28 protein-coding genes and 1 pseudogene are annotated in these 26,747 nt (G+C 63.8%); 15 read left to right on the forward strand and 14 right to left on the reverse strand.

The features are described 5' to 3' along the window. The first annotated feature begins 10 nt into the window (after window positions 1–10). The 5 genes from NKF06_RS02545 to NKF06_RS02565 all read left to right on the forward strand — a co-directional run bounded on the left by NKF06_RS02545 (window position 11) and on the right by NKF06_RS02565 (window position 4,621). Window positions 11–1,015 carry an ABC transporter permease gene (locus NKF06_RS02545; protein ID WP_042666418.1) on the forward strand — a complete coding sequence of 335 codons (1,005 nt, stop codon included), beginning with the start codon at window positions 11–13 and terminating at the stop codon, window positions 1,013–1,015. Window positions 1,016–1,049: 34 nt separating this feature from the next. Then, entirely contained in the window at window positions 1,050–2,063 is a 1,014-nt protein-coding gene (locus NKF06_RS02550) for an ABC transporter permease (RefSeq protein WP_253244431.1), read from the forward strand. Window positions 2,064–2,105: 42 nt separating this feature from the next. Then, window positions 2,106–3,152 (forward strand): ABC transporter ATP-binding protein, encoded by a 1,047-nt coding sequence (locus NKF06_RS02555; protein ID WP_157575442.1) that lies wholly within the window; start codon window positions 2,106–2,108, stop codon window positions 3,150–3,152. Beyond that, a complete protein-coding gene (locus NKF06_RS02560) occupies window positions 3,149–4,255 on the forward strand; it encodes an oligopeptide/dipeptide ABC transporter ATP-binding protein (RefSeq protein WP_253244432.1) in 1,107 nt (368 codons plus the stop codon). Before NKF06_RS02555 ends, NKF06_RS02560 begins: the two co-directional genes overlap by 4 nt. 132 nt (window positions 4,256–4,387) lie before the next feature. Then, window positions 4,388–4,621, forward strand: coding sequence for a hypothetical protein (locus NKF06_RS02565; RefSeq protein ID WP_042666412.1), 234 nt, complete (start codon window positions 4,388–4,390; stop codon window positions 4,619–4,621). 688 nt (window positions 4,622–5,309) lie between these two features. Here the strand turns inward: NKF06_RS02565 and NKF06_RS02570 are convergent. Beyond that, window positions 5,310–6,179, reverse strand: coding sequence for a fructose-bisphosphatase class I (locus tag NKF06_RS02570; protein WP_058826936.1), 870 nt, complete (start codon window positions 6,177–6,179; stop codon window positions 5,310–5,312). Window positions 6,180–6,556: 377 nt separating this feature from the next. Here NKF06_RS02570 and NKF06_RS02575 point away from each other — a divergent pair, with 377 nt between their 5' ends. After that, a complete protein-coding gene (locus NKF06_RS02575) occupies window positions 6,557–7,378 on the forward strand; it encodes a hypothetical protein (protein ID WP_253244433.1) in 822 nt (273 codons plus the stop codon). A gap of 377 nt (window positions 7,379–7,755) precedes the next feature. Here the strand turns inward: NKF06_RS02575 and NKF06_RS02580 are convergent, their stop codons facing one another. The 3 genes from NKF06_RS02580 to glpK are packed head-to-tail and all read right to left on the reverse strand — an operon-like array spanning window position 7,756 to window position 11,601. After that, entirely contained in the window at window positions 7,756–8,922 is a 1,167-nt protein-coding gene (locus NKF06_RS02580; protein ID WP_058826938.1) for an AAA family ATPase, read from the reverse strand. A gap of 47 nt (window positions 8,923–8,969) precedes the next feature. Continuing rightward, window positions 8,970–10,049, reverse strand: coding sequence for a hypothetical protein (locus NKF06_RS02585; RefSeq protein WP_253244434.1), 1,080 nt, complete (start codon window positions 10,047–10,049; stop codon window positions 8,970–8,972). A 1-nt stretch (window position 10,050) separates the two neighbouring features. Then, on the reverse strand, window positions 10,051–11,601 hold the full coding sequence (gene glpK / locus NKF06_RS02590; protein ID WP_253244435.1) for a glycerol kinase GlpK: 1,551 nt from the start codon (window positions 11,599–11,601) through the stop codon (window positions 10,051–10,053). A gap of 371 nt (window positions 11,602–11,972) precedes the next feature. Here glpK and NKF06_RS02595 point away from each other — a divergent pair, with 371 nt between their 5' ends. Together NKF06_RS02595 and NKF06_RS02600 are read left to right on the forward strand one after the other, a co-directional pair. Continuing rightward, the gene (locus NKF06_RS02595; RefSeq protein ID WP_058826941.1) at window positions 11,973–12,206 is read left to right on the forward strand and encodes a DUF2249 domain-containing protein; all 234 of its coding nucleotides are present in this window, start codon (window positions 11,973–11,975) and stop codon (window positions 12,204–12,206) included. Window positions 12,207–12,317: 111 nt separating this feature from the next. Next, complete coding sequence (locus NKF06_RS02600; RefSeq protein ID WP_253244436.1) at window positions 12,318–13,658, forward strand: hypothetical protein; 1,341 nt, start codon at window positions 12,318–12,320, stop codon at window positions 13,656–13,658. Between the two features lie 30 nt (window positions 13,659–13,688). Here the strand turns inward: NKF06_RS02600 and NKF06_RS02605 are convergent, their stop codons facing one another. Continuing rightward, the gene (locus tag NKF06_RS02605) at window positions 13,689–13,988 is read right to left on the reverse strand and encodes a hypothetical protein (RefSeq protein WP_253244437.1); all 300 of its coding nucleotides are present in this window, start codon (window positions 13,986–13,988) and stop codon (window positions 13,689–13,691) included. Window positions 13,989–14,146: 158 nt separating this feature from the next. On the opposite strand from NKF06_RS02605, the gene NKF06_RS02610 reads away from it, so the two are divergent. Then, window positions 14,147–14,452, forward strand: coding sequence for a cupin domain-containing protein (locus tag NKF06_RS02610; RefSeq protein ID WP_253244438.1), 306 nt, complete (start codon window positions 14,147–14,149; stop codon window positions 14,450–14,452). Window positions 14,453–14,543: 91 nt separating this feature from the next. On the opposite strand, the gene NKF06_RS02615 is transcribed toward NKF06_RS02610, so the two are convergent. Both NKF06_RS02615 and NKF06_RS02620 read right to left on the reverse strand, forming a co-directional pair. Next, a complete protein-coding gene (locus NKF06_RS02615; protein WP_253244439.1) occupies window positions 14,544–14,993 on the reverse strand; it encodes a hypothetical protein in 450 nt (149 codons plus the stop codon). Between the two features lie 198 nt (window positions 14,994–15,191). Further along, complete coding sequence (locus NKF06_RS02620) at window positions 15,192–15,776, reverse strand: hypothetical protein (protein ID WP_253244440.1); 585 nt, start codon at window positions 15,774–15,776, stop codon at window positions 15,192–15,194. A 175-nt stretch (window positions 15,777–15,951) separates the two neighbouring features. Between NKF06_RS02620 and NKF06_RS02625 the strand changes: the two genes are divergently transcribed. Next, window positions 15,952–16,218, forward strand: a complete 267-nt coding sequence (locus NKF06_RS02625; RefSeq protein WP_058826945.1) for a hypothetical protein — start codon at window positions 15,952–15,954, stop codon at window positions 16,216–16,218. Between the two features lie 217 nt (window positions 16,219–16,435). Here NKF06_RS02625 and NKF06_RS02630 read toward each other — a convergent pair whose 3' ends face one another. The 4 genes and pseudogenes from NKF06_RS02630 to NKF06_RS02645 form a co-directional block, all read right to left on the reverse strand. Next, window positions 16,436–16,756, reverse strand: coding sequence for a hypothetical protein (locus tag NKF06_RS02630; protein ID WP_253244441.1), 321 nt, complete (start codon window positions 16,754–16,756; stop codon window positions 16,436–16,438). Between the two features lie 198 nt (window positions 16,757–16,954). Further along, window positions 16,955–18,034: a copper-containing nitrite reductase gene (gene nirK / locus NKF06_RS02635; RefSeq protein WP_253244442.1), complete on the reverse strand. Its 1,080-nt coding sequence runs from the start codon at window positions 18,032–18,034 to the stop codon at window positions 16,955–16,957. Between the two features lie 167 nt (window positions 18,035–18,201). Further along, window positions 18,202–18,354 carry an HVO_2142 family zinc finger protein gene (locus tag NKF06_RS02640; protein ID WP_253244443.1) on the reverse strand — a complete coding sequence of 51 codons (153 nt, stop codon included), beginning with the start codon at window positions 18,352–18,354 and terminating at the stop codon, window positions 18,202–18,204. A gap of 140 nt (window positions 18,355–18,494) precedes the next feature. Further along, window positions 18,495–18,853 (reverse strand): annotated as a pseudogene (locus tag NKF06_RS02645) (DUF2249 domain-containing protein). 32 nt (window positions 18,854–18,885) lie between these two features. On the opposite strand from NKF06_RS02645, the gene NKF06_RS02650 reads away from it, so the two are divergent. From NKF06_RS02650 to NKF06_RS02660, 3 genes are all read left to right on the forward strand, one after another. Further along, window positions 18,886–20,058 carry a TIGR04053 family radical SAM/SPASM domain-containing protein gene (locus NKF06_RS02650; protein WP_253244444.1) on the forward strand — a complete coding sequence of 391 codons (1,173 nt, stop codon included), beginning with the start codon at window positions 18,886–18,888 and terminating at the stop codon, window positions 20,056–20,058. An 84-nt stretch (window positions 20,059–20,142) separates the two neighbouring features. Then, window positions 20,143–20,697: a halocyanin domain-containing protein gene (locus NKF06_RS02655; RefSeq protein WP_058826949.1), complete on the forward strand. Its 555-nt coding sequence runs from the start codon at window positions 20,143–20,145 to the stop codon at window positions 20,695–20,697. A gap of 92 nt (window positions 20,698–20,789) precedes the next feature. Then, complete coding sequence (locus NKF06_RS02660) at window positions 20,790–21,287, forward strand: hypothetical protein (RefSeq protein ID WP_253244445.1); 498 nt, start codon at window positions 20,790–20,792, stop codon at window positions 21,285–21,287. A gap of 1,008 nt (window positions 21,288–22,295) precedes the next feature. Here the strand turns inward: NKF06_RS02660 and NKF06_RS02665 are convergent. After that, window positions 22,296–24,578, reverse strand: coding sequence for a cbb3-type cytochrome c oxidase subunit I (locus NKF06_RS02665; protein WP_253244446.1), 2,283 nt, complete (start codon window positions 24,576–24,578; stop codon window positions 22,296–22,298). 119 nt (window positions 24,579–24,697) lie between these two features. Here NKF06_RS02665 and NKF06_RS02670 point away from each other — a divergent pair, with 119 nt between their 5' ends. Further along, window positions 24,698–25,018 (forward strand): CGCGG family rSAM-modified RiPP protein, encoded by a 321-nt coding sequence (locus tag NKF06_RS02670; protein WP_253244447.1) that lies wholly within the window; start codon window positions 24,698–24,700, stop codon window positions 25,016–25,018. Window positions 25,019–25,078: 60 nt separating this feature from the next. Here NKF06_RS02670 and NKF06_RS02675 read toward each other — a convergent pair whose 3' ends face one another. Continuing rightward, window positions 25,079–25,705 carry a hypothetical protein gene (locus tag NKF06_RS02675; RefSeq protein WP_253244448.1) on the reverse strand — a complete coding sequence of 209 codons (627 nt, stop codon included), beginning with the start codon at window positions 25,703–25,705 and terminating at the stop codon, window positions 25,079–25,081. Between the two features lie 202 nt (window positions 25,706–25,907). Here NKF06_RS02675 and NKF06_RS02680 point away from each other — a divergent pair, with 202 nt between their 5' ends. Beyond that, entirely contained in the window at window positions 25,908–26,105 is a 198-nt protein-coding gene (locus tag NKF06_RS02680; RefSeq protein ID WP_253244449.1) for a XapX domain-containing protein, read from the forward strand. Between the two features lie 63 nt (window positions 26,106–26,168). Here NKF06_RS02680 and NKF06_RS02685 read toward each other — a convergent pair. Then, on the reverse strand, window positions 26,169–26,747 hold a 579-nt coding region (locus NKF06_RS02685), incomplete at its 5' end, for a halocyanin domain-containing protein (RefSeq protein WP_253244450.1).

Here is a 26,747-nt window from a genome sequence, read left to right on the forward strand (position 1 = left end):
CAACGTAACCATGAGTAACTACTACGTCCGTCGGACGGCCAGGGTGTTCGCGACTATCTTCGCGGTCGCGACGCTCACGTTCGGGCTGATTCGCCTCCTCCCAGGCGGCCCCTTCACGCAGTTGCGCGCGCAACTGCTTCGGCAGGGTGTTCCGGCATCGGAGGTCGACGCCCGGATTTCGAATCTCCAGAACATCAACCCCAACGCGCCGCTCTGGCGGCAGTACCTGGATTACATGGGTGCCGTCGCGCAGGGGAACTTCGGCGAGTCAATCTCGCTGGGCGAACCGGTGGCACAGGTCATCGCCGAAGCGGTGCCGTGGACGGTGTTCGTCGTCCTGGTGTCGACGATTCTCATGTTCGCCGTCGGTATCTTCCTTGGGTCGTTACAGGCCTACTGGGAAGGTTCGCGGTTCGACAAGGCGTTCAGTGGCGTCTCGATTGGCCTCATGTCCGTCCCCTTCTACGTCGTCGCCGTCATCTCACTGTACGTCTTCGCGTACCAGTGGGGATGGTTGCCGACAGCGGGAACAGTTGGGACCAACGTCGAGAAAGAACTGAGCGTCCCGTTCTTGCTCAGCGCACTCGAACACAGTCTCTTGCCCATCTTCTCGTACACGCTGGGCGGGATTGGCGGGCAGGCGTTGGCCATGCGCGGGAACAGTATCCAGGTGCTCGGTAACGACTACGTCCGGGTCGCGAGGCTCCGCGGACTCGCCGACCGCCGTATCGCGACTCGGTACGTCGCGAGAAACGCCATCCTTCCGATGTACACCGGGTTCTTGCTGCTCCTCGGATTCCGCTTGTCGGGAACCGTCATTCTGGAGCAGATATTCTCGTACACCGGCCTCGGCTACTACATGTTCGCCGCGCTGAAGGCGAACGACTACCCGCTCATGATGGCGACGTTCCTCGTCATCACCGTCGCGCTCATCGTCGGCGTCTACATCGCCGACCTGACCTACAGCAAGATCGACCCGCGAATCAGTGCCGGAGGTTCTGATGAAGCGTACTGAGAGAGCGGAGTCCAGCGCAGCGGAGTCCAGCGCAGTGGTTACGGACGGTGCCGGGGTCGACTGGCGAGGGTCGGCCTCGTCGTCGGTGACGGTGACGCGCGAGGAGCGACTTCGAGAGTTCTACGAGGAAACGATCTTGAAACCGATGCTCGTCGCGTGGTCGGACAGCAGAACCCGACTCGGACTGCTCATCATCGGGTTCTACGTGTCGTTGGCGCTCGTGGCCGTCTTCGGTCTCTGGCGAGAGCCCTCGACGAGTCAGGCCCCGCGGTACCTGACGCTGTTCGAGAACATGCAGTACCCGCTCGGGACGACTGCGTCGGGGACGGACCTCGCCGCACTCATCATCCACTCGACTCCAGACATCTTGCTGATGGTCACCTCGGGAGGACTCTGGGCGACCGGTATCGCTGTCCTCGTCGGGACCGTCGCTGGGTACAAGGGTGGTTCGGTGGGACGCGTGTTGATGTCGGTGTCGGACTTCGTCATGGCCATCCCCGGGCTCCCGCTGGTGATGATTCTCGCGATTACGTTCAATCCCAAGAACCCGATCCTGCTCGGAATCGTCATCAACATCAACTACTGGGCTGGCCTCGGCCGGTCGATCCACTCACAGGTGCTGACGATTCGAGAGAACAACTACGTCGAAGCCTCCCGGACGATGGGCGTGAGCACGCCGCGAATCATCCTGAAGGACGTGATTCCGAACATCATGCCGTACGTGACGGTCAACTTCGTGTTCGCCGCCCGGTACGTCGTGTTCGCATCGATTGGACTGTTCTTCCTCGGCGTGTTGCCGTACTCCGACCAGAACTGGGGCGTCACCCTGAACTTCGCGTACAATGGTGGTGCCCTGTTCTCTTGGAGTGCCGCACACTGGCTTCTCGTCCCGATGGCCGCGATTATCGGCCTCTCGGTCGGCCTCATCCTCCTCGGTCAGGGGATGGACCGCGTGTTCAACCCGCGCGTTCGCACTCGGCTGACGGGGGAGTCTGAGTCGACTGCTTCGGCCGACGAGAAAGACACCGGCATGACGGAGGTCCTGTAGATGACTGCCAAACAACGTGAAACGACGACCCCTACGACAGCTATGACGACAGACGACCCAATCATCGAGATCAACAACGCGGCCGTCACGTACGACGGCGGCGAGACGTTCGTGTTGGACCACGTGAGCATGTCTATCGAACGCGGCGAGATTCTCGGCATCGTGGGCGAGAGCGGAAGCGGCAAGTCGATGTTCGCCGACTCGATGCTGGATGCCATCCCCGACCCCGGACGACTGTCCGGTGAGATACTCTACCACCGCGACGATGGGACCACAGTCGACGTACTCGAACTCTCCGACGACGAACTTCGAGAGTTTCGGTGGGAGGAGGTGTCGATGGTCTTCCAGGGCGCGATGAGTTCGTTCAACCCGACGATGAAGATCGGCGGACACTTCAGAGAGACGCTGAAGGCCCACGACACCGACGTTACGTCGGGAATGGAGTTCGCCCGCGAACTCCTCTCAGACCTGTACCTCGACGCGGACCGTGTGCTGACGTCGTACCCACACGAACTCTCCGGCGGGATGCAACAGCGGGCACTCATCGCCCTGTCGCTCATCCTCGAACCCGAAGTCCTCGTGATGGACGAACCGACCGCCGCACTCGACCTCCTGATGCAGCGTTCGATTCTGACGCTCCTCGAGGACCTACAGGAGAAGTACGACCTGACGATGGTGTTCATCACCCACGACCTGCCGCTGGTCGCCGAACTCGCCGACCGGATGGCCGTCATGTACGCCTTCCAACTCATCGAGGTCGGCGACCGTGAGCAACTCATCGCGAATAGTGGGCACCCATACACGCGAGCGTTGCTCAATGCGACGCCCGACATCGAAGCACCGCTCGGAGAGATGCGACCAATCGAGGGACAGAGTCCAGCACCCATCAACGTTCCACAGGGGTGTTCGTTCGCACCGCGATGTCCACTCGCCACCGAAGAGTGCCGAGTTGAAGACCCGGCGTCCACGCAACTCGACGACGGCCACGCCGTTGCCTGTCACTACGCGGAAGACGCACGAGACGAGATTGCGCTGCACTTCGACCGTTCCGAGGAGTCCGTTCCGGTCTCGGGAGGTGGAGAGTCGTGAGCCGTGCCGGCGAATCGTCGACTGAGTTCGACCAACGCGACGAGCCACTCATCTCACTCGAAAACGTCGAAGTCCACTTCGAAAAAGACCAAGGGCTGTTCGACCTCTTCGAGGACCCGGACGTGGTCAAAGCAGTCGATGGCGTCTCGCTCGACATCGAGGAGAACGACGTCCTCGCACTCGTTGGGGAAAGCGGGTGTGGAAAGACCACACTCGGGAAGACGACCATCGGACTCCAGCGACCGACGGGCGGGACAGTGACGTACAAAGGACAGGACATCTGGGCCGCGAAAGACGGCAGCGGAGAGATACCGTTCGACGAGATTCGGTCGTCGCTCCAGATCATCCATCAGGACCCGGGGAGTTCGCTCAACCCAAACCGGCGGATTCTGAACATCCTCGCAGAGCCGATCAAGCTCACTCACCCAGAGGTCGGGACCAACGAACGCCGCGAGCGGATTCACGCGCTCCTCGAACGCGTCGGGATGAACCCCGCAGCGGACTTCGCGGACCGGTACCCACACCAGCTCAGCGGCGGGGAGAAACAGCGCGTGGCGCTCTGTCGCGCCCTCTTGATGAACCCCGACGTCATCCTCGCAGACGAGGCGATAAGCGCACTCGACGTCTCCTTACGGGTCGAAATGATGGACCTCATGCTCGACCTGCAGTCGGAGTTCGACACCTCGTTCGTGTTCGTCTCACACGACCTCTCGAACGCACGGTACTTCGCAGAACACGGGGACGGTCGAATCGGGGTGATGTATCTCGGAAATCTGGTCGAAGTCGGGCCGGCAGACCAACTCATCGGCGACCCCAGTCACCCGTACACGAACGTCCTCCGCTGGGCGACGCCGAACTTGTCCCGACAGTCGGGCGAGGCTGGTGAGCCGCCGATGCGGAAGATAGATATTCCAGACCCGGTCAACCCACCGAGCGGGTGCCGGTTCCACACGCGCTGTCCCGAAGCCCGTGAGGCGTGTCGGGAGGAGTTCCCACAACTCCAACAGTCCGGCGAGGCCGCTGGCCATCGCGTCGCCTGCTTCAGAGACGACCCGAACCACACCTATTGGGATAGTGACCCGCTGACGGAGGAGGGTGACTGATGTGAATGAGTGGTTGTCGCTTCCGCGTCCCCCGTTGGCCACCGGTGCGAACCCGTCCTCCCATCTCGACCGGAATCCGATCGATATCGGTCGAATCGAGAGCTTGATAATCAGTGCTGGACATGACACTGTATGGCACGATTAGAGACAGTTGTCGACGTTATCTGCGACCAGCGTGACCGGTTCCCGCTGTTCGTCGCAATCGGCATCGTGATGGGGCTCCTCCTCGGGTTTTCGCTGTTGTATCTCGAACCGGGAACTGCCGCGTACGCGATCGCGCTCGTCGACATTGGCCTCGTCGCGGTTACGGTGGTCGGATTCGGCGGCGGCTTTTGGCTCTGTACGAAGCGGTCCGTAGGGGAATGATGGAGTACTGGCGACAGCGCCGAACACTCGGTGGGGAACAGCCAGTCCCACGAGAAGCGTAGCAACTACGCGACGCCCAACCGCTGCTAGGCAATAATGTAAGAAAGCCATCCACATAGAAATAGCATCAGAATATTTATATTTTTACCACTGTTCTGGCAACAGGCATGACTCGCCTGAGATAGCAGCGATGTGGGTGATAAACTCGTCAACTATGCTCGGGTTTGACGGCTTAATATTGGTTATATTTTGCAAGTGTACTGAGCCAGTTACTTCTTGATTCCAATCTGACTGGACACCGAAAAACCGTTCTGGGTACGCTACCCGCTCCAGACAGTATCGTATTATCACCAGAATGGCGTCTTTCTCGGCGTCGACCACCAGTATCGGTCTCGGTCCCGAGTTCGTACCCCCTCGAGTGAAAGCCACACAACCACCACCATATTCAACTGTTTGAACAATATTATAAATCTTAAACTGCCTCGGCGGTTGGTTGTCGAGGCCGGTCGATGACGTGTATTCTAGAGAGTGAATCCCACAAACAAAATCTGAATTTAATATCAATATATTTGACATTCTGTCCATGTTCGGAACGGGCGTGTCACTCAGACGACAACGAACGAGTTGCTCGGTTCAGTGGGCTATCCTCGTATCGGAACGCGACTCCATCACCGACTGAGTTGGACCGTCAGTGCAGTCGCGCTTCCAGCGACTCGACGAGCGGGTCGTTGCCAATGTAGACTGGGACGCGGTCGTGGATGCCGTCGGGCGTTCCCGAAAGGAGCGACTTCTCGCCGTCCGACGACCGCCCGCCGGCGCACTCGATGATGTAGCCGATGGGAAAGCCCTCGAACTGCTGTCGGAGTTTCCCGCTCGGCGCGTCAGTCTGGGCGGGGTACGCGAAGATGCCGCCGTAGTGGAGAATCTGGTTCACGTCGCCGATCATCGATCCGCCGTAGCGAAGCTTCATCCCCTCGGTGCGTTCGGTCTCGCGGGCGAACGCCTCGAAGTCGTCGAACCAGTGGTTGGCCCGGCCGCCGAAGCTGAAGATGGCGGGGTCGTCGGGGAGCGTCAGTTCCTCGCGGAGCGGGCGCTTGATGCCCGATTCGATGATGTACTCGCTGACGACGCCGTCGCGGGCGGCCACGAGCGTCGTCACCGGGCCGTAGAGAATGTAGCCCGCGGCGAGCAGGTTCTCGCCACCCGTGGGGAGCGGTTCGCCGTAGATGCTGTAGAGCGTCCCCATCACGTTGTTCGGCTTCAGGTTCGTCGACCCGTCGAGCGGGTCGAGCGCGACCGACACGCCCTCACCGATGTCGATGACGTCGGGGCGCTCCTCGCTGGCGTACTCGCCGACGCCGTCGAGGGGACGGAGTCGCTTCAACAGCAGTTCGTCGGCGTAGGTGTCGGCTTCCAACTGGCGCTCGCCGCTCGGGTTCGTGCCCTCCTCGTAGACGCGCCGACCGGGCAGTCCCGCCCGAATCGACGGCGCGGCCGCACAGAGCGTCTCGACGACAGCATCGACCACGTCGTCCTCCCGACTCGATGGGTCTGTCATGCGTTCGATACACCCTGCGGAGTCGCGGCTGCGCCGAGGCGATTCGACGGGACGCCGACGGGCGGCGCGCGGACGGGCGTCGGGGTGGTCGTCATCACCTACAGATACCGTGGACGGAGTATAGTTCTGTCCCCGCGTGTAAGCGTTGCACCGCATCGACCACGGAGTTGGCGGCGGGTTTTCGACTTGGGCGCTGTTGAAGTCCTCCGCTGGTGGTGGTTGTTGGACTCGTGCTGAATACGACGCGCGAGTCGGCTATGAGTTCAGCACTCAATATGGACCGCTTACCTCGGTATGTACAGTGTTGGTGAGACAGGCCCTCTGTATCGGGACTCGCTGCCCTATCTATAATGTATATCCAAGCAGTGTAGTCGAATATGGTTGAGGCGGTCAGAACTATCTTCGGGGTAGTTATTCTTGCTAGCTCGTTGTGGTTTGGCTCCCGAGCGATCACCGCTGGGATGCTCTCCCATTCGATGTCGGTATCCGAGGCCGAGAGTCCATCAACGCTCGTCGGTGGCGAGACAGTCGCCATTGAGGGAACGGTGAACGTCAGGAGCTCACCGCCACTAAGCAACTCAGTCCCGATTGACGAGGAGGAGTCGATTGGTGCGTACGTGTGGCGGCTCAAGAAAGCCGAGTCGTATAACTACAACCTTGATGCCGAAGAGCTCGGAGCGGATATGAATCTGATTACGTATGCATCCGGAATTGAGTCTGGAACGTTTACCGTCAACGACGGTCAACGCGAGATCTGGATCGACACAGACTGGTTGGCTCAGACCCACGGCAGCACCGACATCACAACAGTGTCTTCGGATTGGACGGTATCGACCTGGCTGTCGAAGCGTAGCTGGGAATCGCAGTACATCCAACTAGAGGACCACTGGATTGCCGTACCCGTTGCCGATGTAGATGGCTCGGATCTAGGCGACGACGACGAGAGCCTCGATGATACGTATTTTGAGGCGAGAGCTATCGTCGATGGCGAGGAGTTGGCCGTCTGCGGGGAAGTCACGGTTGAGCAGGGCAAGCCCGTACTCCACGGGAGCGACGAGACGCCGCTGGTGCTTTCTGACCAAGGATTCGAGGAATTCAACAGCAGTCTTCGTCGGCAGGTCCTGAAGTACGGACTGGCCTCGGGCGGGTTTGCGGTCATCGCCAGCCTCGCGTTGGGAAGCGGACTGGGAATCGGTTGAAACCGACGGCGTCTCGTGATGCACCAGCGTCGAGTCACGGACCATCATGCAGCTGTGAGAGAGAACAGATAGAGAAACAGTATAATCGAACTGCCAAACGTCAATGCTCCGTACAGCAGCACAGACTTCCACGAGGAGGTTCGGCTGAACCAACTCGACACGAGAGACCCGACTGCTGACAGTCCCAGAAGGCCGTACACGATTGGCATTCCTTCCATCGAGAGATAGCCACCAATAACGTCCACAGCGATCATTGTAGAAAGGAGTCCAAAACAGATAGCGAGGACGCCAGCAGTGGACCGTCGCTTAACAGTCAACCTCACACTAGTACGTGACAATTCGCTATAACAAATTCGTTGTGGCTCAGTGGAAACAGGTTACTGAGCGGCGAATAAGCGTTCGAACACGACCGTCGGGAACTGCGGTTCGAGTCGGCTCGGCGGCCGCCCCTTCCGGTCGACGCGCTCCGCCGTGACCCGGCGGGTGATGCCGTCTTCGGCGAGTTCGTAGAGGATGCGCTTGACCGTCGCCGCCGAGAGGTCGACCGATTTCGCGATGTGCTGGCTCGTCGCCTGCACCGACTCCTGTTGGTCGGGTCGTAACGCGAGGAGTTCGTGGAGCACCTGCTGGCGGTTCTCCGGGAGCGCGAACACGCGGCCGAGCGAGACACAAGGCCGCGGCACTGCGGCGATTCCCGCGGCGGTGTCGGCGGCGGTGATGCTCTGGTGTCTGTTCCGGGCCGCCTCATCGGCCGCGCCGAACAGCGCCGCGAGCGCGTCGTGAGCGTCGCCGTCGGCCCACTCGGCGATGTCGCGAGCCAGTCGGTGGTCGAGCGTTCGCTGAGACCCCGCGGCCGACGCCCGGGTCATCAGCACGTCGATGAGCACCTGACTCTGGTACGGTTCGAACTGGATCTCGCTGGCCGTGTAGTCGGTCAGCACCGTCTCGTCGGGCGACGAGCGCCCGATGGCTAACCAACTGACTTTGCTCGGAAGCCCGGCACAGAGGTCGACGAACGTCTCGCCGTCGAGCGTCCCCGGCTCTTCGAGGTGGTCGACGGCGACGATAGCACCCGTCTTCGGGCCGTCGAGCGTCGCTTTGAGCCGCGACTGGAGCGCCTCCGTCTTGATGCCCTGCTTCGGCACCGACTCGTCGACGAGCGCGTCGAGCACGGCGTGGTAGAACGCGAACGCGCTCGTCGTCTCGCGCGCGTCGACGTAGACGAACCGCGGCGCAAACGTCGCCTGCACGCGGGTCGTCGTGTGGATGGCGGCGTTGTTGACGCTCGACACGCGGACGAGGCGGTCGAAAAGCGCCGTCACGACCGCCGACTTCCCCGACCCTTTGGGGCCGTAGACGTAGGCGTTCGGCGGGAGGTGGCCGTCGAACACCGGGTCGAGGTAGTCGAGCAGTCGCTCCAACACCGGCCCGCAGTTCACCGGGTCGTCGATGTGCGCAACCGGCGAGAGCGAATCGTAATCGACGAGGAGGCGAGGCTCACCGTCACGGCGCTGCCGACGTTTGATCCTCGCTTCGATGTCCATGTCGTGGATGATAGTTCCGAAATGGGAGGTATATCAGTTCTGACTGCTCACGGCAGCGGCACCGCGCCGGCCGTGGTGAACACGCCGGCGATGGCGAGCAGGCCGAGGATGAACGTGGTCGTCACGATGGAGGCCGCGGGCGGGTCAAAATGGGTGCTGCCGTGCGCGTAGAAGACGCGCTCGTACACCTCGCCGAGGACGCCGCCGAGGACGCCGAAGCCCGCGCCGAGGACGAGCGCGACGGGGACGCTCGCGCCGTCGAGCATGGCCATGCTGGCGATGAACGTCGCCGGGAGGCTCATGTGGTGGGTGACGGGTATCTTCTCGACGCCGAGGTTCAAGAACAGCAGGCTCGTCGCGGAGATGCCGAACGGGATGAACAGGCTCCCCGTGCGCGCGAAGATGTACGCGCTGAGGATGCCGACGGCCATCCCGACCGCGGCGACGCCGCTCCACTTGTACTGGTGCGGGAGCCACGGTTCGACCGCGAGGCGGTACGAACCGCCGGTGGCGGTCTCGCCGTCGGTCATCGCCTCACGCTTTTTGCCCGTCTCGAACGGCGACACGTCGAGGAAGCCCTTGCCGCGGGGGGTCCCGACGAGTTCGTAGCCGAAGGCAGCGCGGGCGAGCAGCGCGGTCACGACGACGCCAACCGCGGGCGGGTCGAGCGGGAGCGCGAGCCCCCCAGAGGTCTGTCGAATCGCCATCCCGATGACGCCGAAGACGCCGCCCACCGCGAGGATGTCCGGCCGGGTGCCGAGCGCGTACGCGATGTCCTTCGCCGGGTGGTAGTCGCCGTCGGCGGGCTCTGGCATGCCGTCGTTTTTCGCGGCGTAGGCCGCGGCAGCGACGCCGCCCGCGAAGGCGACGTGGGGACCGAAGACGGGACCGAACGCCAGCGGGCCGACGATACCGGCACCGTAGCCGCCCGCGGCGTCGGCGACGAGGCTCCCGCCCCCGACGAACTCCGTGGAAACGACGTTGCCAGCCTCGCCGACGAGGACCATGATACCGGTGAAGATGAACGCCGGCAGCGCCCCGAGGGACGCGCCGAACATCCCGCCCGCGAACGAGGCGATGACGAGCACGAGGATATCGATGGCTTCGAGGCCGAACACGATGGCCATCTCACTCGCCCCCCTCGCCTTCGTCTTCGCGCGCCCAGTCGAGCGAGCGGTCGACCGCGTCGTGCCAGCGGTCGTACATCTTGTCGACGCGCTCGGCGTCGGCCTCGGGCGAGAACTCGCGGTCGACCTGCCAGTTGTCGCGGAGTTCGTCGACGGTGTCCCAGTAGCCGACCGCGAGGCCGGCGGCGTACGCCGACCCGAGGGCGGTCGTCTCGTCGACCTCCGGCCGGGCGATGTCCGTCTGGATGATGTCGGACTGGAGCTGACAGAGGAAGTTGTTCTTGACCGCGCCGCCGTCGACGCGGAGCGCGTTCAGTTCGACGCCCGAGTCCGCTTCCATGGCCTCGGCCACGTCGCGCGTCTGGAACGCGATGGATTCGAGCGTCGCGCGGACGATGTGCTCGCGGCGGGTGCCGCGGGTCATGCCGACGATGGTACCGCGGGCGCGCTGGTCCCAGTGGGGCGCACCGAGGCCCGTGAACGCGGGGACGAAGTAGACGCCGTCGGTGGACTCGACCGACCGAGCGAGCTTCTCGGACTCGCCGGCGTTGTCGATGAGCGTCATGTCTTCGAGCCACTCGATTGCCGCGCCGGTGATGAAGATGGAGCCTTCGAGGGCGTACTGGACGGGCTCGCCGGAGAGCTGGAACCCGATGGTCGTCAGGAGGCCGTGGTCGGACGAGACCGCCTCGGTCCCGGTGTTCATGAGGTAGAACGAGCCGGTGCCGTAGGTGTTCTTCGCGTCGCCCTCGTCGAAGCAGGTCTGGCCGAACAGCGCGGCCTGCTGGTCGCCGAGCGCGCCGGCGACAGGTATCGAAGCACCGAGGAAGCCGTCGGCGTCCGTGTGGCCGTAGAGGTTCTCGTCCGAGGACGGCCGAACCTCCGGAACCATCTCTTTGGGCACGTCGAACTCGGCGAGCAGGTCGTCGTCCCAGTCGAGCGCCTCGATGTCGTAGAGCATCGTCCGCGAGGCGTTCGACACGTCAGTGATGTGGTTGCCCGTCAGGTTGTAGATGAGCCACGCGTCGATGGTGCCCATCAGAAGTTCGCCCTCCTCGGCCCGACTGCGGAGGTCGTCGCCGCGCGAACTCTGGAGTTTCAGCGGCTCCGCGTTGTCGAGAATCCACTCGACTTTCGTCGCCGAGAAGTAGGCGTCCGCTTCGAGGCCGGTCTTCTCGCGAATCCACTCCACTTTGTCTTCGGCCTGGAGCTCCTCGACGCGGTCGGTCGTCCGGCGGTCCTGCCAGACGAGTGCGTTGTGGACCGGCTTGCCCGTCTCGCGGTCCCAGACGACGGTCGTCTCGCGCTGGTTCGTGATGCCGAGCGCTTCGAGTTGCGTCGCGTCGAGGCCGGCGTCGGCCAGCCCGGCCGTGATAACCTGCTTCGTGTTCTCCCAGATTTCGAGGGGGTCGTGTTCGACCCAGCCCGGATTCGGGTAAATCTGCTCGTGTTTCTCGTAGGCGTTGCCGACGACCTGCCCGCTGTGATCGAAGATCATGAAGCGCGTTCCGGTCGTCCCCTGGTCGATCGAACCGACGTATGTGTCTGTCATGTGTGTTCCGTGCCCTGCCCAATTTGTTATTGCTGGTGTGGGCTTACCAGTAAACAATATATTGAATCGTTATAAACATACCTCTCAGACTGATTTTCGTCGGTGACACGCGAGAAACGACTGTCGTTCGAGTGGGTAGTGAGAGAATCAAAAACTGCAGTATGAGCGCTACAAACCCGAATTCAGAACGTATTCAGTGCTCGTTCGAAACAGGTCAAAGCTCGGCGACAAACGTCTTCTTCACCGAGAACAGTCGTAGAATCATTATATTTACTAGCAATGTGCGGCAGATAGTATCGATCCGACCCGGGTGTGCCGGCGAACGTGTTCGGGGCAATCGACTCGGTAGTCTCCCGCGAGGTTCGACGTGTATGGCAGACACCACCCTCGACGTGCGCGAACTTCCACCGGTCGAGCGCCACCCGAAGATTCACGCCGCGTTCGACGACCTCGACGCAGGCGAGTCGCTGACGATTCTCAACGACCACGACCCCAAGCCGCTGTTCTACGAGATGCAGGCGGAAGTCGACGCCTTCGACGCCGACAACTACACCGTCGAACAGCGCGCGCCCGACGAATTCGCGGCGACGTTCCCGAAAAAGTAGCGTCGTGACCACGGGTCGTGGCCGCGGTCCCGGCTCGTCTCCTTCCTTTCTCCATCCTCGGCGAATATGTTCGGAGTCACCGGTAGGACTCCGCGCCGCGCTAGTCCGCGTATGAGCGCCATTCCCGCCGACATCGACACGGCTCGTCAGCCACCGATGACGATTCCGCTCCGGCACTTCGTCGTCGCCCTCGGCTTCCTCGCGGCCGCGGTGGGCCTCCGAGTCGGCCTCGCCGTCGGCGTCGCTCCCGGTGCCGCCCGCCTCGCGCACGTCCATCTCCTCGTCGCGGGCTGGGTGTGCGTCACCATCATGGGCGCGATGACGCAGTTCGTTCCGGTCTGGTCCGGCGTCGACCTCCACTCCCGACGGCTCGCGACCGCACAGTTGTGGGCCGTCGGCGTCGGTCTCGTCGGCGTCGCGGGGTGCTTCCTCCTCGGCGCGTTCGCGTGGCTCCCCGTCTTCGGTGCCGTCGCCCTCCTCGGCTTCTGGACGTTCGCCTACAACATCGCGCGCACGCTCTCTCGACTCGACGGGTTCGACGTGACTGAGCGCCACTTCGGCCTCGCAATCGGCGCGTTCGTGGTCGTCACCGCACTCGGGGTCCTGCTCGCGGTTGACTTCACGCGGCCGCTTTTCGCCGGCGTCGGCGCGACTCACGGGACCGTCCGCGCGACCCACGTCACGCTCGCCGTCTTCGGGGTCGTCGTGACGACCGTCGTCGGCGCGCTCTACCAACTCGCGACGATGTTCACCCAGACGAAACTCCGCGGCGTCGACGTGTGGCTCCGCCGGGGCGAGGAGGTCGGCTACCCACTCGGCGTCGTCGCGCTCGCCGGCGGCCGACTCGTCTCTGACCCGACGCTCGCGCGGGTGGGCGGCGCGCTCGTCGCGCTCTCGCTGCTCGGCATCGCCGCGATTCTCGCCCGCCGCCTCGTCGAGTCGTCGGTCGACTGGACGCCCATGCTCACCCGGTACGCCGTCGCGGCCGTCGCCCTCGCCGGTTGGGCTGTCCTGACGCTCCCCGCGTGGCTCGCGGCTCCACTGGCCGGAGACCGCCTGTTCGGTGCGCCGGGTACCGACTCACTGTTCCTCCTCGGGTTCGTCGGGTTCGTCGTGCTCGGGACACTCTATCACGTCGTTCCCTTCATCGTCTGGGTCCACCGCTACAGCGACCGCCTCGGCCTCGAACCCGTGCCGATGCTCGACGACCTCTACAGCACCCGCCTCGCCCGCCTCGACTTCGGCCTCGTCGGATCGGGCGTCGTCGCCGTCATCGCACACGACCTCGCCGGGCTCTCCTCGGCTGCTGAGACGGCCGGCTGGACGCTCGTGCTCATCGGTATCGCGGTGTTCGCCGCGAACCTCCTGCGAGTTATCTGGCTCCACAGTCCGCAGTCGCTGGTCGGCGGCGCGGCCGCGTCGGCTGTCGATGCGGACGACGGCGCGGGCTGAGTCGATGCGTTAGAGACGCGTCTCGCACGCTCACATCCCGAGCAGTTCGGGTGCGAGAAAGAGAATCGCGAGCAGGCAGGTCAGGACGAGAACCGCCGCGAGACGCAGGAGACCGGCCGCTCGTCGTCGGTCCTTCGGGAGCGATTCGGCGACTCCGGACAGGGCGGTTCCGACTATCATAAACAGCAGCCACCCACCCGACAGGGACTGTTCCACGATGGCATACTGCCAGTACAGAGCCGAGAAGACGACCGCGCCACAGAGCTGGACGACAGGAAAGAGGCCGCCGGAGGGCTCGCTGAACACGGTTTGGTCCACGATGGAGGGCATCGAACACGTCAACTCACGCGAAGGACAAAAGCGCACCTGCATTCGCCCCTCGTTGGCTCGCGTTCTCGTTCCCTCAGTCTCGTTCGCTCCCGGTCGTGTCTCCCCCGAACGGGTTCGGCCGCAGGCTTACCGACTGCGCGGCCGACGACTCACTCGTGATGCCAGAACACGCCGCGCTCGACGAACTCCCGCCGCAGATGCACGCGCCCGTCTTCGAGACCGACCGCCCGAAAACCGTCAGGCTCCGCCTCGAAGCCGGCGACGAGGTGCCGGCGCACTCCCACCCCGGCTTCGACATCGTCTTCCACGTCGTCGACGGCCGGATGGAACTCGCACTCGACGGCGAGACGCACGAGGTCGCGGCTGGAGAGCTGCTGCGGTTCGGCGGCGACCGCGACATCTCGCCGCGCGCCCCAGTCGATAGTTCCGCGGTGCTCGTGTTCGCGCCGGTTGACGACGACTAAACCGTGGGGTCACGACGAACGAAAACGGACGCCTCGGCTCTGTTGAAATCCTCTAGACCTGACAGAATGTGCGTGCTGAATATAGAGGGTGTCACTCGTAGACGGATGTAATAGATATTTCCGGCCCGTTCGTGACGTAAACATTCACCCCCCGCCAGCCGGATGACGAGTCCAGTATTGCCTTCACTTCTTTTGTCTGTATCTCTCCTGCAACCCTGATGATGATTTCGTACTCACCGGATGTTTGAAACACGTTCGTAAACCCTTGAGACCTTGATTCAGTCGAGTTCTCAGTACGAATCGTCTCCGAGAACACCGCTTCGCCCGATCCATCTAATACTTCCACCGAAATATCAGACGCGACCTCCTCACTCCACTGGATTGAAAGCCAGCCGACATCATCTTCTGGCTTTCTTGAGGCAGTTTCTGGTTCTGTCGAATCAGTTCCCGGTGTGCGTACCGATGGTGCTTGGTCAAGTGCGGTACATCCAGCGACAGCCACGGAGAGAGTAATAGTTTGGAGCAGGGGACGGCGGCGCATGATTTTGAATCCACTCACAATCACAAAAATTCCTGTGAATTTACAATTACACACTCTGTATCGCACAGTCCGGTTACGCCAGTAACAATCCCTCACTCGTGACCGACTTGCGCACTGTATTCAGCGCGCACATAGGAACCCATCATCGACTGAGGATTTCAACAGAGCGACGCTACTGTTTTTCGCCCGACAGCCGATTCAGCGCCGCTTCGAACTCCTCGGACAGCGAGTGCGCCGCCGGCTCGTCGCCGTCGCGCTCGTCGTCGTCGGCCCGTCGTCCCGAGTTGACTCGTCGGCCGCCTGCACGTCGTCCGGGTCCATCGCGTCGAGTTCCGCGTTGATGGCGTCGGCCTGCTGGTGCATCGGTGCGACGCGGACCCGGACGCGGTCGTAGTCGTGGCGGTCGGCGAGGCCGTTCCACGCCCGGAACGCGCCGACGGTGAGCGTCTTCGACTGCGGGCAAAACGGCGTCGTCGGCGTGAACTCCGCGCGGAGGACCGACGGGTCGTCTCGGTCCACCGCGTAGCGGAACCCGGCGTCAGGGTGTCGCTGGTCGAGGTTCAGCCGCGCGAGGTTGTAGCCGAACGTCACGTCGTAGACGCCCCGCGCTTCGAACAGGTCGCGAGCGACCCGGTGGACGGCGACGTGGTCGTCGCCGTCGAGGACGCGGTGGCCGTCGAGGAACGCGTCCGGGTCGGGCAGGTGCTCCGGGACGAACTGGTCGATATCGTCGAAGCGGTCTGCCCGCGACCCGCCGCCGAACAGGGATGGGATGTCTGGCATGGTCCGAGGTAGGGTCGCCACGAGCGTAGGCCCACCCCCGAACACGTTCACCTCAGCGTTCGAGGGTGCTGTCGCTCCGGTTGGCTCGGGGCGGTGGATTACGTACTGAACCACCCACCAGTCTCGAAGTGGCTTTATCTGTGGTCTACATCTACTGTACGCCACTTGAGGAACGATGAGTTCTAACCAATCGCTCGAAATTCTTGCCGTGGCGATTCTCTATCTGTGCGTGTTTGTGATGGTCGTCGGACCAGCTATCGAGTCGATACTCGGCTTTGAAACGCTCTCGGTGGATGCCACAAGAGGCGGTGAACGCGCGTGGGACTTAGTCTCGAAGCCGCAGGGCTGGGTTTTCTGCCTCGGCTACGTCCCAGTTCATTTCGCGTACCTGTTCGTCCGCGCACGACTCGCTGGCGAGTCGGTTGACAGCTACTGGGACTGACACGCCAATATGTGTGAATACGCCCACTATGTTTTGCACGAACCGTCTGACAGACGTTGGGTGGGTCTCAGCGGGTGTGCTGAATCGACTGTGTGTCTCGGTCACGGGAAGGAAGTGCTGATGCAGTCGGGTCCAAGAGTAGTACAGACAGAGCGGACACCTCCCCGAACGCAGGGGTCTCAAAATATCGCCACGACAGAGACGGCTTCGGACGCACTTATCTCCGGTTGATTACTCGCTGAATCCGGTCGCGAACGTCGTCCGCGGAGTCGTATATTTCGTTGTCGACCGAAGCGAGCACCTCGTCGACGGGTTTCCACCCACCTTGTGTTTCGACCTCGTAGTCGCCGTAGTTCTCGACGAGTTGCTCCGTTGTGGTCGGATAGTCCTGGATTTCGAGTGCGTCGTCGAGGTCCCCGAGTTGCTCCCCGGGTTTGGGTTCGTCGGCGCGGTCACGCGCTTCTTGGATCGCTCGTTCGCGCTGGCGCTGTTCCTCGTTGGCCGCTTGCGCATCTCGTCCCTGTTTGTCGTCTGGCATCCTTGGCTTCGAATTTTGAAAGCGAACGACATAATCCTGTGGCTGTTTCTCGAGGGTCGCTTCCGAGACACGACCGCTCAGGCTACCGGCGACCGACTCTCAAGCGTTGCACGCGGGTGCTCTCAGCATCGGGAGCTTCCGACAGAGACAGATAGAAAAACAGCGGTCAGTCGGTGAGTTCCGGTCGGTCCGGCGACACTACTGCGGGTCAGGGTCGGGGTCGAATATCTCGGGGTCTTCCGGTCCCTCGGCGCGGACGACCGCCATACAGCCCTTGCGGACGACGCGCGACAGCGAGTGGTCGACGAGCTTGAAGTCGCCGGGGACGGGCGAACTCATCGTCGCGATGGTCGTGCTCCCCGGCGGGACGAGCCGCGTCTGGATGTGCGTCTGCGGCTCCGTCGTCAACGAGCCGTCCGGGTAGAGCGTCTCCCAGACGCTCCCGATGGGGTGGAAGCTACTGGAGAGGTTCGGCCCCCCGTCGACGAAGTACACCCGAACCGTCTCGCCCGTGCCGACGGTCGCGGCCGGTCCCCGGCCGTTGGGCGTCCACGCGTACTTCTCGCCGTTCATGAGGACGTACGTCGGGTCCTCGTTCCGCATGGCCTCGTAGTCGAAGTTGTGCTGGCCCTCCTCGCCGGCGTCCTTGTCGGTGTAGAGTTCGTGCTGGCCGAGGTATATCTCGTGGTCGACCTCGGGAAGTCCCTCCGGCGGCTCGACGAGGATGAGCCCGAACATCCCGGCGCTGATGTGCATGTCCATGTTCGGCACGGCACAGTGGTAGATGTACGCGCCGGGGTAGGTCGCCTTGAACCGCAGGTGCGCCGTCTCGCCGGGGTTCGTCATCGTCGCTTCCGCGCCGCCGCCGGGACCGGCGACCGCGTGGAAGTCAACGTTGTGCGGCATGGTGTTCTCCTCGGGGTTCTCGAACGTCACGTTCACCGTGTCCCCCTGCCGGACGCGGACGAGCGGGCCGGGGACCTGCCCGTTGTACGTCGTGTAGGTGAACGTCACGCCGTCTTCGATCTCCGCGGTCACCTCCTCTGGCCGGAGCGTCACGTCGACTTCGGCGGGCTCGCTCCGGTCGATGGGACCGGGGATGTCCGTCGGGTCGGCCGCGACTTGGTCAACCAGGTTCGTCGAACTCTGCTGTGTCGGTTCCTCCGTCTCGTCGAGCGACTGCGCGGAAGTCGGTGCGTCCGTCGCGCAGCCGGCGAGCGAAGCGACGCCACCGAGTCCGAGCCACTGGAGCGTCCGTCGCCGAGTCGTAGATAGCATTTGTGTCTCCCTCCGGTTGAATCGAGTGCCCGAACACGGGTATAAACGAACAATGGTTGTACGGTTGGGGGACGCGCTCCGAACATCTTCGCGAGTTGTACCACACCGCGAGACGCGAGAGCGCGGTCGCTCCCGAGCGCGCGAATCCCGAGAAAACGAACGGGGGTTCAGTCGTCGCCGACGAACCGGTCGCGGCGGTACCGACACTGCTCGCAGAAGAACTGCGCGAGTCCCGCTGGCTGCGTGCCGGTGAAGGCCATCTCGGAGCCGCAGTCAGGGCACCATTCGGAGTGGATGGTATTCGTGTGGTCTGAACTCATACCACGTACAAACGCGTGAGGAGTTATTACATTAACGATTATGCCAAATTAGGCGCGACTGATACGTTTCGGGACGCAGGCGGTGCCAACGCCGGTGCTGACGAGGGGCGCGCAGGCGGAGCGGCGGCGGCCGCGCCGGGTCACGGCTCCCAAATCGCGGTGACGACGCCCTCGTCGCGCTCGGCGGAGCAGTAGGCGAACCCCCGGTCGTCGAGCTTCGGGTAGAGGAACTTCGGCTCGCGGTCGTTGAGTTGGACGAACACGGTCTCGCCGTCGAGGTCGGCGAGGTGATTCATCGTCTCCGTGAGCGGTTCCGGCGGCGGCAACTCCCGTACGTCGAGAAAACTCACCGTTCGTTCGCTCGGTGCGTCGAGTCCATCGAGGTACGCTTCGTGCTCCATGTTCGAAGCGTGGGGCCGCCAGAGCAGGAAGTTCACCCCGAACGTGTTCGTCCCGCCGCCACCGGTCTATGGCCGAACGTGTTCGGGGCGGGGCTCACCTTCCGCGGCCTCGAACCACCCGACCAGAGCCATGCCTCGACCGCCACACCTCGACACCGACACGAGCGCGGGACGTGACGCGGACGCACCGCCGACCGCGACCACCCCGCCGGACCCGTCGAGCATCGACACCTCGCGGCGGCCGTTCGTCCTCATCTGGGAGGTCACGCAGGCGTGCGACCTCGCGTGCGACCACTGCCGTGCCGACGCGACGCCCGCGCGACACCCCGACGAACTGACCACCGCGGAGGGAAAGCGCCTGCTCGACCAGGCCCGCGAGTTCGGCCCGGGGCAGCTCGTCGTCCTCTCCGGCGGCGACCCGCTCACCCGTTCTGATCTCGTGGATCTCGTCGAGTACGGAACCGACGCGGGCCTCCGGATGACGCTCACGCCGAGCGGGACGTCGTCGCTGACGCCCGAGACAGTCGCCGACCTCGCCGACGCGGGAGTCAAGCGCATGGCGCTCAGCCTCGACGGCGCGACCGCGGCGTCGCACGACGCCTTCCGAGGCGAAGACGGGAGTTTCGACCAGACCGTCGCGGCCGCCCGCGCGGCCCGCGAGGCCGGCCTCCCGCTCCAGATAAACACGACCGTCTGCGCCCAGACGGTCGACGAACTCCCCGCACTCTGCGGCCTCGTGGCCGACCTCGAGGCGGTCCTCTGGTCCGTGTTCTTCCTCGTCCCCGTCGGGCGCGGACGCGTTCTCGACCCGATTTCCCCCGAGCGGGCCGAGCGCGTCATGGAGTGGTTGACCGAGGTGAGCGACGAAGCGCCTTTCGGCGTCAAGACGACCGAAGCGCCCCACTACCGCCGGGTCGCCATCCAGCGCCGACGGGACGCGAGCGATGCGCCTCCGACCGACGGCATCGGCCGCCGCCTCGGCATCACCGCGGGCGACGGCTTCGCGTTCGTCAGCCACACCGGCGACCTGTTCCCGTCGGGCTTCCTCCCCGCGTCCGCCGGCAACGTCCGCGACGGCGGACTCGTCGAGCGATACCGAGAGAGCGACCTCTTCCGGTCGCTCCGGGACCGCGACGCCCTCCGCGGGAAGTGCGGCGCGTGCGAGTTCCGCCACGTCTGCGGCGGCAGTCGCTCGCGGGCGTACGCCCATACCGGCGACCCGCTGGCCAGCGACCCGCTCTGCGGGTACGTGCCCGCCGACTACGACGGCCCGATGCCCGCAACCCGGTCGGCGGGCGACTGACGCCTCGGAAATAGCGTCGCGTGGGAGCCAACCCGAACACGTTCGGGATAATCGCTTGCATCCGTCGCCGCCGAGGTACAGTTGATGATGCGCGACACCAACCTCACGAGACGGCGCTTTACGGCATTGACTGCGACGGCGGCGCTGTCGACGGCGCTCGCCGGCTGTTCCGGCTCCGGCGGCGACGCCGCGAACGCGGCCGATGGGGGCGAGGGCGACGCGACGACTGCCGAATCGACCGCGGAGCCGACGACCGAATCCGGCGGCGACGGCGGTTCCGGCGGCGGGAGCGCCCCGCAGTTCGACGGCTGGTTCGACAACGTCGATAACTACGACGGCGTCACCGACGAGACGGGAAGCTCGACGGTGACGGTGACGGTGGGTGCGCAGGCCAACGGTGGGGCGTTCGGGTACGGCCCGGCCGCCGTTCGCGTCTCTCCGGGCACAACGGTCGTCTGGGAGTGGAACGGCGAGGGCGGCTCGCACAACGTCGCCGCCGCCGACGGCGGGTTCGAATCGGAACTCGTCGGCGACAGCGGCCACACGTTCGAACACACCTTCGAGGAGACGGGGACGTACAAATACGCCTGTACGCCCCACGAGACGCTCGGCATGAAGGGCGCAGTCGTCGTCGAGTAGACCCACATACCTCTTTTCGGCCCGTTTCTCCCGTCGTCGGTCGGTTCTCCACCGCCCGCGAACTTCTTCTCCCGGTGCGACGAATCTCTCGTATGCCTCGGTCCTCGGTCCTCGCCGCCGCACGCCGCCGCCCGTCGCTCACGTTCGCCCTCGCGGGCGGCGCGTTCGCGCTCTGGTACGTTCTCGCCGACCCGGTGGTCGAATTGCTGACCGGCGGCGACCCCGCCGTCCTCTCCGGACCGATGGCGGTGCTCGTCGCTGGAGGATTTCTCGGCGGTGGCCTCCTCGCCAGCCTGCTCTGGCGACGACTCGGCGGGCCGAACTCCCGCGTCCGCGGCGCGCTCGTCGGCGGCCTCGTCGGGTTGCTCGCGCTCCCGGTCCCGATGTACCTACTCGAACTCGCGGTCGTCGTGATGGAGGGGAGCCCGTTCGAAGCGCCGGTCGGGATGGGTCCGGTGGCGGCGCTCGTGAGGGGCGTTGCCCTGTTTCTCGTCGTCCCGTTGCTCCTCGGGGCGCTGGGCGTGATTGCGACCCTCGGTGGGACGGTCATCGTCGGGGCCGCGACGGGGCTGGCGCTCGCGTGGGAGTGAGTCGGCAGTCCGATGTCGGCGAAAAGCAGAGCCGGTGAATCAGTCGCCGGCTGCGCTGTTGTGCATCCGTTATCTGATGGGGTGGTGTGACACAGACAGAGGCTGTATGCAGTAATTCGCTATCCTTCGTTTCGCACCGAAGTGGGTGAATAGACCGAGGAAATCACGTGCGAGTTGGTCATCCGAGCGAACTGGGGGTCAGCGTGTTACCGAGAACGTATAGTGGTATTCCAAGCAGAACCCCGATAACGCCAAATGCAATGAATACGAGTGCTGCTGGACCTCGCACTCGCTCTGTCAGTGGAATCGAGTTGACTAACGCAAGCACATATACCGAGAATACGAGTAGATGAGAGAGAATAATCGGCTTACGACTACTCTGCCGAGAAACATAACCCACAGGGAACATTGCTGCGAGTGGAAGGGACAAGTATAGCGAAATCTCGATACTATTGGAACCGAGGAGACGAAGAACTGCAGAGAATTGAAGTCTATTCGCAGCAAGGAGAGCGACCACAACTCCAACCAGCGATGCAAGCCAACATCCGATGGCAGAGCAGTATGGGTATCGCTGATGTACAAACGAAAATAACCCAAGCGTAAAGTAGACACCTCCAACTGAGAACAGCCACGGGGTTGAATCTCTAATGAGAGGGACCAAAGAAGGATACAGTGGATGTCCGAGGAAGTAGACACTAATTACAAACACAGCGACACCAATTCGATTACTGTCGATACTTCGGTTTTGTAGCAACCTCCTCAGCAAGCGCTGTATTGTATAGAAAGACCCAGTAACGATAGCAGCCGGAAATACGACGAGCCAGATTAGATTAGTAAGAACCACATCCATGAATTAGAACACTAACAAATATTTGATAAGTTTTGTGGGGTTGTCTATCGCTTCGTATCTCGTCAGATGAGCGCTGGCCAGAGACCGACTCGCGCGCTCTATGCAGCACGACTTCGAAAAGCTAGCAGAAAATGCGAGGTTCGACGGAGCCTCGCTCGTTAGTCGTCGCCCAAGATACCCTCAGCGACGGCCATGTCCTCGACGCTCGGGTCGTCGGCGGACTGCCGGAGGACGAACCGCTTTCTGACGAGGTCGGCCGCGTAGATGACCGTCCCGAGGATGATGAGGGTGTCACCGGGGAGCCGCGCCCAGAACAGCGTCTGAATCAGCGGCTGGTCGTAGAAGGCGACGCTGCGGGCGGCGGCGTAGCTCCCGGTAAACGCCGTCTCCAGTTGGAGGAAGCCGACCGGGAGGACGGAGACGAACACCATCAACACGAGGCCGACGTTCCAACACCAGAAGGCGGCGCGCAGCCACGAGCCGTCCCAGCGCTCGGCGTCGATGGAGAGCTGGAGCATGTAGGTGACCATGCCGAGCGCGAGGAAGCCGAACGCGCCGAACATCGCGGCGTGGGCGTGGCCGACCGTCAGGTACGTCCCGTGCTCGTAGTAGTTGATGAGCGGGAGGTTGATGAAGAAGCCGAGCACGCCCGCGCCGACGAAGTTCCAGACGCCGCTGGCGACGATGAACATGAACGGTAGGCGGTACGGGAACGACTCGCCCGACATCGCGCGGTACTGCCCGAGCGCCTCGTAGAGGATGAACACCAGCGGGATCAGTTCGAGCGTCGAGAAGACGCTCCCGATGGGCACCCACATATCAGGCATCCCGACCCACCAGTAGTGGTGCGAGACGCCGATGATACCCGTCCCCATGACGAGCAACGCCTGGAGCATGACCGCCTTCTCGGCGCTCCGGCGCGACAGGAGGTTCATCGACACCAGCGTCAGGCCGACGATGGCGACGATGAAGAACTCGAAGGCCCCCTCGACCCACATGTGGACGACCCACCAGCGCCAGAACTCCGTGACGGCGATGTTCGTCTCGGGGGTGAAGAGGAAGCCCGCGGTGAACAGGAGGGCGATAGAGCCGCCGGCGTACAGAATCATGTGCGCCAGCCCGTACGGCGGCTCCTTGTCGAGAAGCGGCTTCAGGCCGCGAACGGCCAGCGCCGCCCAGATGAGGAAGCCGGCGAGGATGCCGAACTGCCAGAGCTTGCCGACTTCGAGGTATTCGAGCCCCTCGTTGCCGATAATCCACCACAGCGAGCCGTCGATGTAGCCGTTCGCACCCAGCCAGATGCCCGACATGCCGCCGACCACGACGACCACGATAGCGCCGAGGAGGACGTTGATGTACGTCGACTGCTTCGGCGGCTCGTAGCCGGTCAGAAGCGGCGGGAGGAACAGCCCCGCGCCGAGCCACGTCGCGGCGATCCAGAGGATGCCGAGGTCGATGTGCCACGTCTTGGCGATGGCGAACGGCAGCAGTTGCAGGATGGGCACGCCAAATAGCGACTCGATGCCGAAGAAGCCGGCGCGCTCGATGTAGAAGTGTGCGAGCAGGCCGCCCAACAGCACCTGCGCCAAGAACAACCCTGCGGCGACCGGGATGAACCGGAGCGCCGCCCGCTGGCTCGGGAAGACGCTCACGTCACCCGGTTCGGGCACCGTGATATCCTCGGCCGATGGCTCGGGGAGTTCGACCGACTTGTACAGCCAGATGCCGAGGCCCGCCCCCGCGACGAGAAGCACCATGGCGATGACGCTCCACGTCATCGAGGCGGCGGTGGCGTCGTTCCCCGCGCCGGGCTGGTACGGCCAGTCGTTCGTGTACGAGTGGGTGCCGTCGGGGCGATCGGTGTGGGAGAACCACGCCGTCCACATGGCGAAGTCCGCGAACGCCCGCGCCTCCTCTTCGGAGTCGATCATGTTCACGGGGACGCCGCGCTCGTGGTCGCCCTCGTGGTAGCGCTCGACGTATTCCTGTCGAACCTGCTCGTGGGCGTACACCTCGGCCGCGGTGTACTGTATCGACCCGCCCTCGTAGCTGTCGTCGAGGTCGGATTTCACCACGTCGGCGACTGCCGCTTGGTCGGCGGAGTCGAGTTCGTCGTAGGGTTCACCGTACCGCTCTTGGGCGTAGTAGTTCCGCATGAACTGGACTTTCAAATCCAGCGCGTCGGCGGTGTAGTCCGCGCCGTAGTACGCGCCGTTGCCCAGTATCGACCCGTGGTTCATCAGGCCGTCTTTCTGGAACACCGTCTTGCCCTCTCGAATCACGTCGCCGCTGACGACGACGTCGCCGTCGGGTCCGACCACCTCGTCGGGGATGGGCGGGGCCTCCTGATAGGCGAACCACGCGCCCGCACCCATCACGACGAGGTTGAAGACGAACACCACGACGATTGCCTTCGCGATGGTCTTGCGTTGAATCTCCATACAGGTCGTGGTTCACACGCCTCCTATAGGCTACACGCGCCGGTTCCCGACCTCGAACAGCCCGGACGAACATGTTCGGATAGCCGCTCTTTGAGCCGGAAGCCGTTCTTCGAATCGTCATGACGACCGACTCGCGACCCGCCGACCACGACCACGAAACGCCCGACTCGGCGACCGACCGCGTCCACGACACCTCGTGGTCCGCGAACCTCGAACTCCCGCGGCACGCCGCCGACCGCGACCTCGTGGTTGCGGAGGCGGTCGCCGCGGTCGAACACACCACCGCCGGTCACCACGTCAACCTCGTCACTCACGGCGACCACGGCCATCCGGAGACGTACCTGTACGACGCGCTCACGGAACGGTTCGACGGCGTGGCGTACGAGTACGTCGAGCAATGCGGTTGTGGCGGGCACGTGACGCGGGTGTTCGTCGGGTAGCCGCATCTCGGTCTCGAACGTCCAGACCGGTGCCTGCACTCGCGGCGAGCCGGTGGCTAGCTACCCCGACGAGTCCGGGGTTTCAGCGGTTCCGTCGCCGGCATCCGTCTCGGCGAAGAACTCGAACGCCAGTTCGCCGTCGAGGACGTGCGTGTGCTCGAAAACCCCCGTCTCGACGAGTTCCACGGTACTGTCGACGGCGAGCCTGCGGGCCGATTCCGGCCATTCGGTGACCGCGAGGTTGAGAAACGCGGTCTCGTCGGCGAGTTCGCCGAACCGGTGGACTTCGACGACCGCGGCCGCCCCGTCTCGGAACAGCGACACGGACGGGTGGGGCTCGTGGCCCCCTTCGAACGGACCTCGGAGTGAGAGTTTCGGCGGGGATCCGTCGCCGTCCGGTGCCGTGAACCGCTGTGTGAGCGACCGGAGTTCGGTGCCCTCGGGGTGCGAAATGGAGACGGCGAGCGGCCTCGGAAGGGGGCCGGAAGTGGGGTCGACGCCCACGGTGGCGAGGTCACCGTCGTCTCCGTCCCCGTCGAATTCGAGGTATTTTCCCCTGTCTCGGGGGTTGTCGTCGGTCTCGACAACCGGGTCCGTGTGTTCGGTTTGCGGGCCGAGAGAGCTACATCCTGCGGTCAGGGTGGAGGCGGCGGTCAGGGCGGACGCAAGGAACACGCGACGGCGCATACGTAGCAACACACCGGAGTCAGTAACAATGTTCTGGACCGGTGACACGGCTGTGGGTGCTTCGGCAGCGTCCCAGTTCTGTTCGCTGTCGTCCGGTCACAACCCCGGCACACTGTCGACCGCGACCTGGTTGTTGCGGCGGCGGTCGCCGCGCTCGCGTCGATACTGTACCTATTTATCGGGGAACGCGAATGACTCGCCCATGGCCTCGCAACTCGTTTTGGCCCTGCTGGCAGGCGTCTTCGCCGGAGCCCTGTTCGGCCTCATAGAAACACCGATTCCGGCCCCGCCCAACCTCGCCGGAATCTTGGGTATCGTGGGAATATACCTCGGATACAAGGGAATCCAGTGGTTGGGGCTCCACGTCGATATCTCGGGGGTGCTCGCGTCGCTGTTCTGAGCGCGTAATTCGAGAAAACGGTTCAGCACGGCATCGACTCCCTCGACACCTCCTGTGGGCGACCTACTCCGAGTTCTCCTTCGGATAGCTCTCGCCCGCCGACTCGCCGCCCTCGCCTTTGAGCCACATGAACGCGCCGAACAGCGCGGGCGACGCCAGCATCGCGCCGAACGTCCCGGCCAGCGCGATGCCGCCGAGGCGCTCCGCTTCGGGGTCGCCGAACGGCTCGGCGACCTGCGCGTTCGACCCGCCTTCGTCGTCGGTGACGACGACCGCGCCCTTCATCCCGAGCGTCTTGTGCGGCGTGCAGGCGTAGGTGTACGTCCCGGCCTCGTCGAAGGTGTGTTCGAACGTGTGGTCGCCGGCGCTGACGAGGTCGGACTCGAAGCTCCCGTCCTCGGCGACGACGTTGTGCGACCCGCCCTCGCCGGTCCACGTCCACGCGACGGTCGTCCCCTTCGAGACGCGAATCGCCGCGGGACCGAAGCCGAACGCCCCGCCGTTGGCGTGCGACCCGACCTCGACCGTCACGCGCTGGAGGCCGGTCTGCGCCTCGACGCCGTCGAAGTTCGAGGTGTTCTCGAACCACGCGTCGAGGTCCGCGTCGCCCTCGCCGCCGCTCTCGGCGGACGCCGCCGAGTC

Origin of the sequence: Haloferax sp. AB510 (assembly GCF_024136985.1) — an archaeon.
Classification (GTDB): domain Archaea; phylum Halobacteriota; class Halobacteria; order Halobacteriales; family Haloferacaceae; genus Haloferax.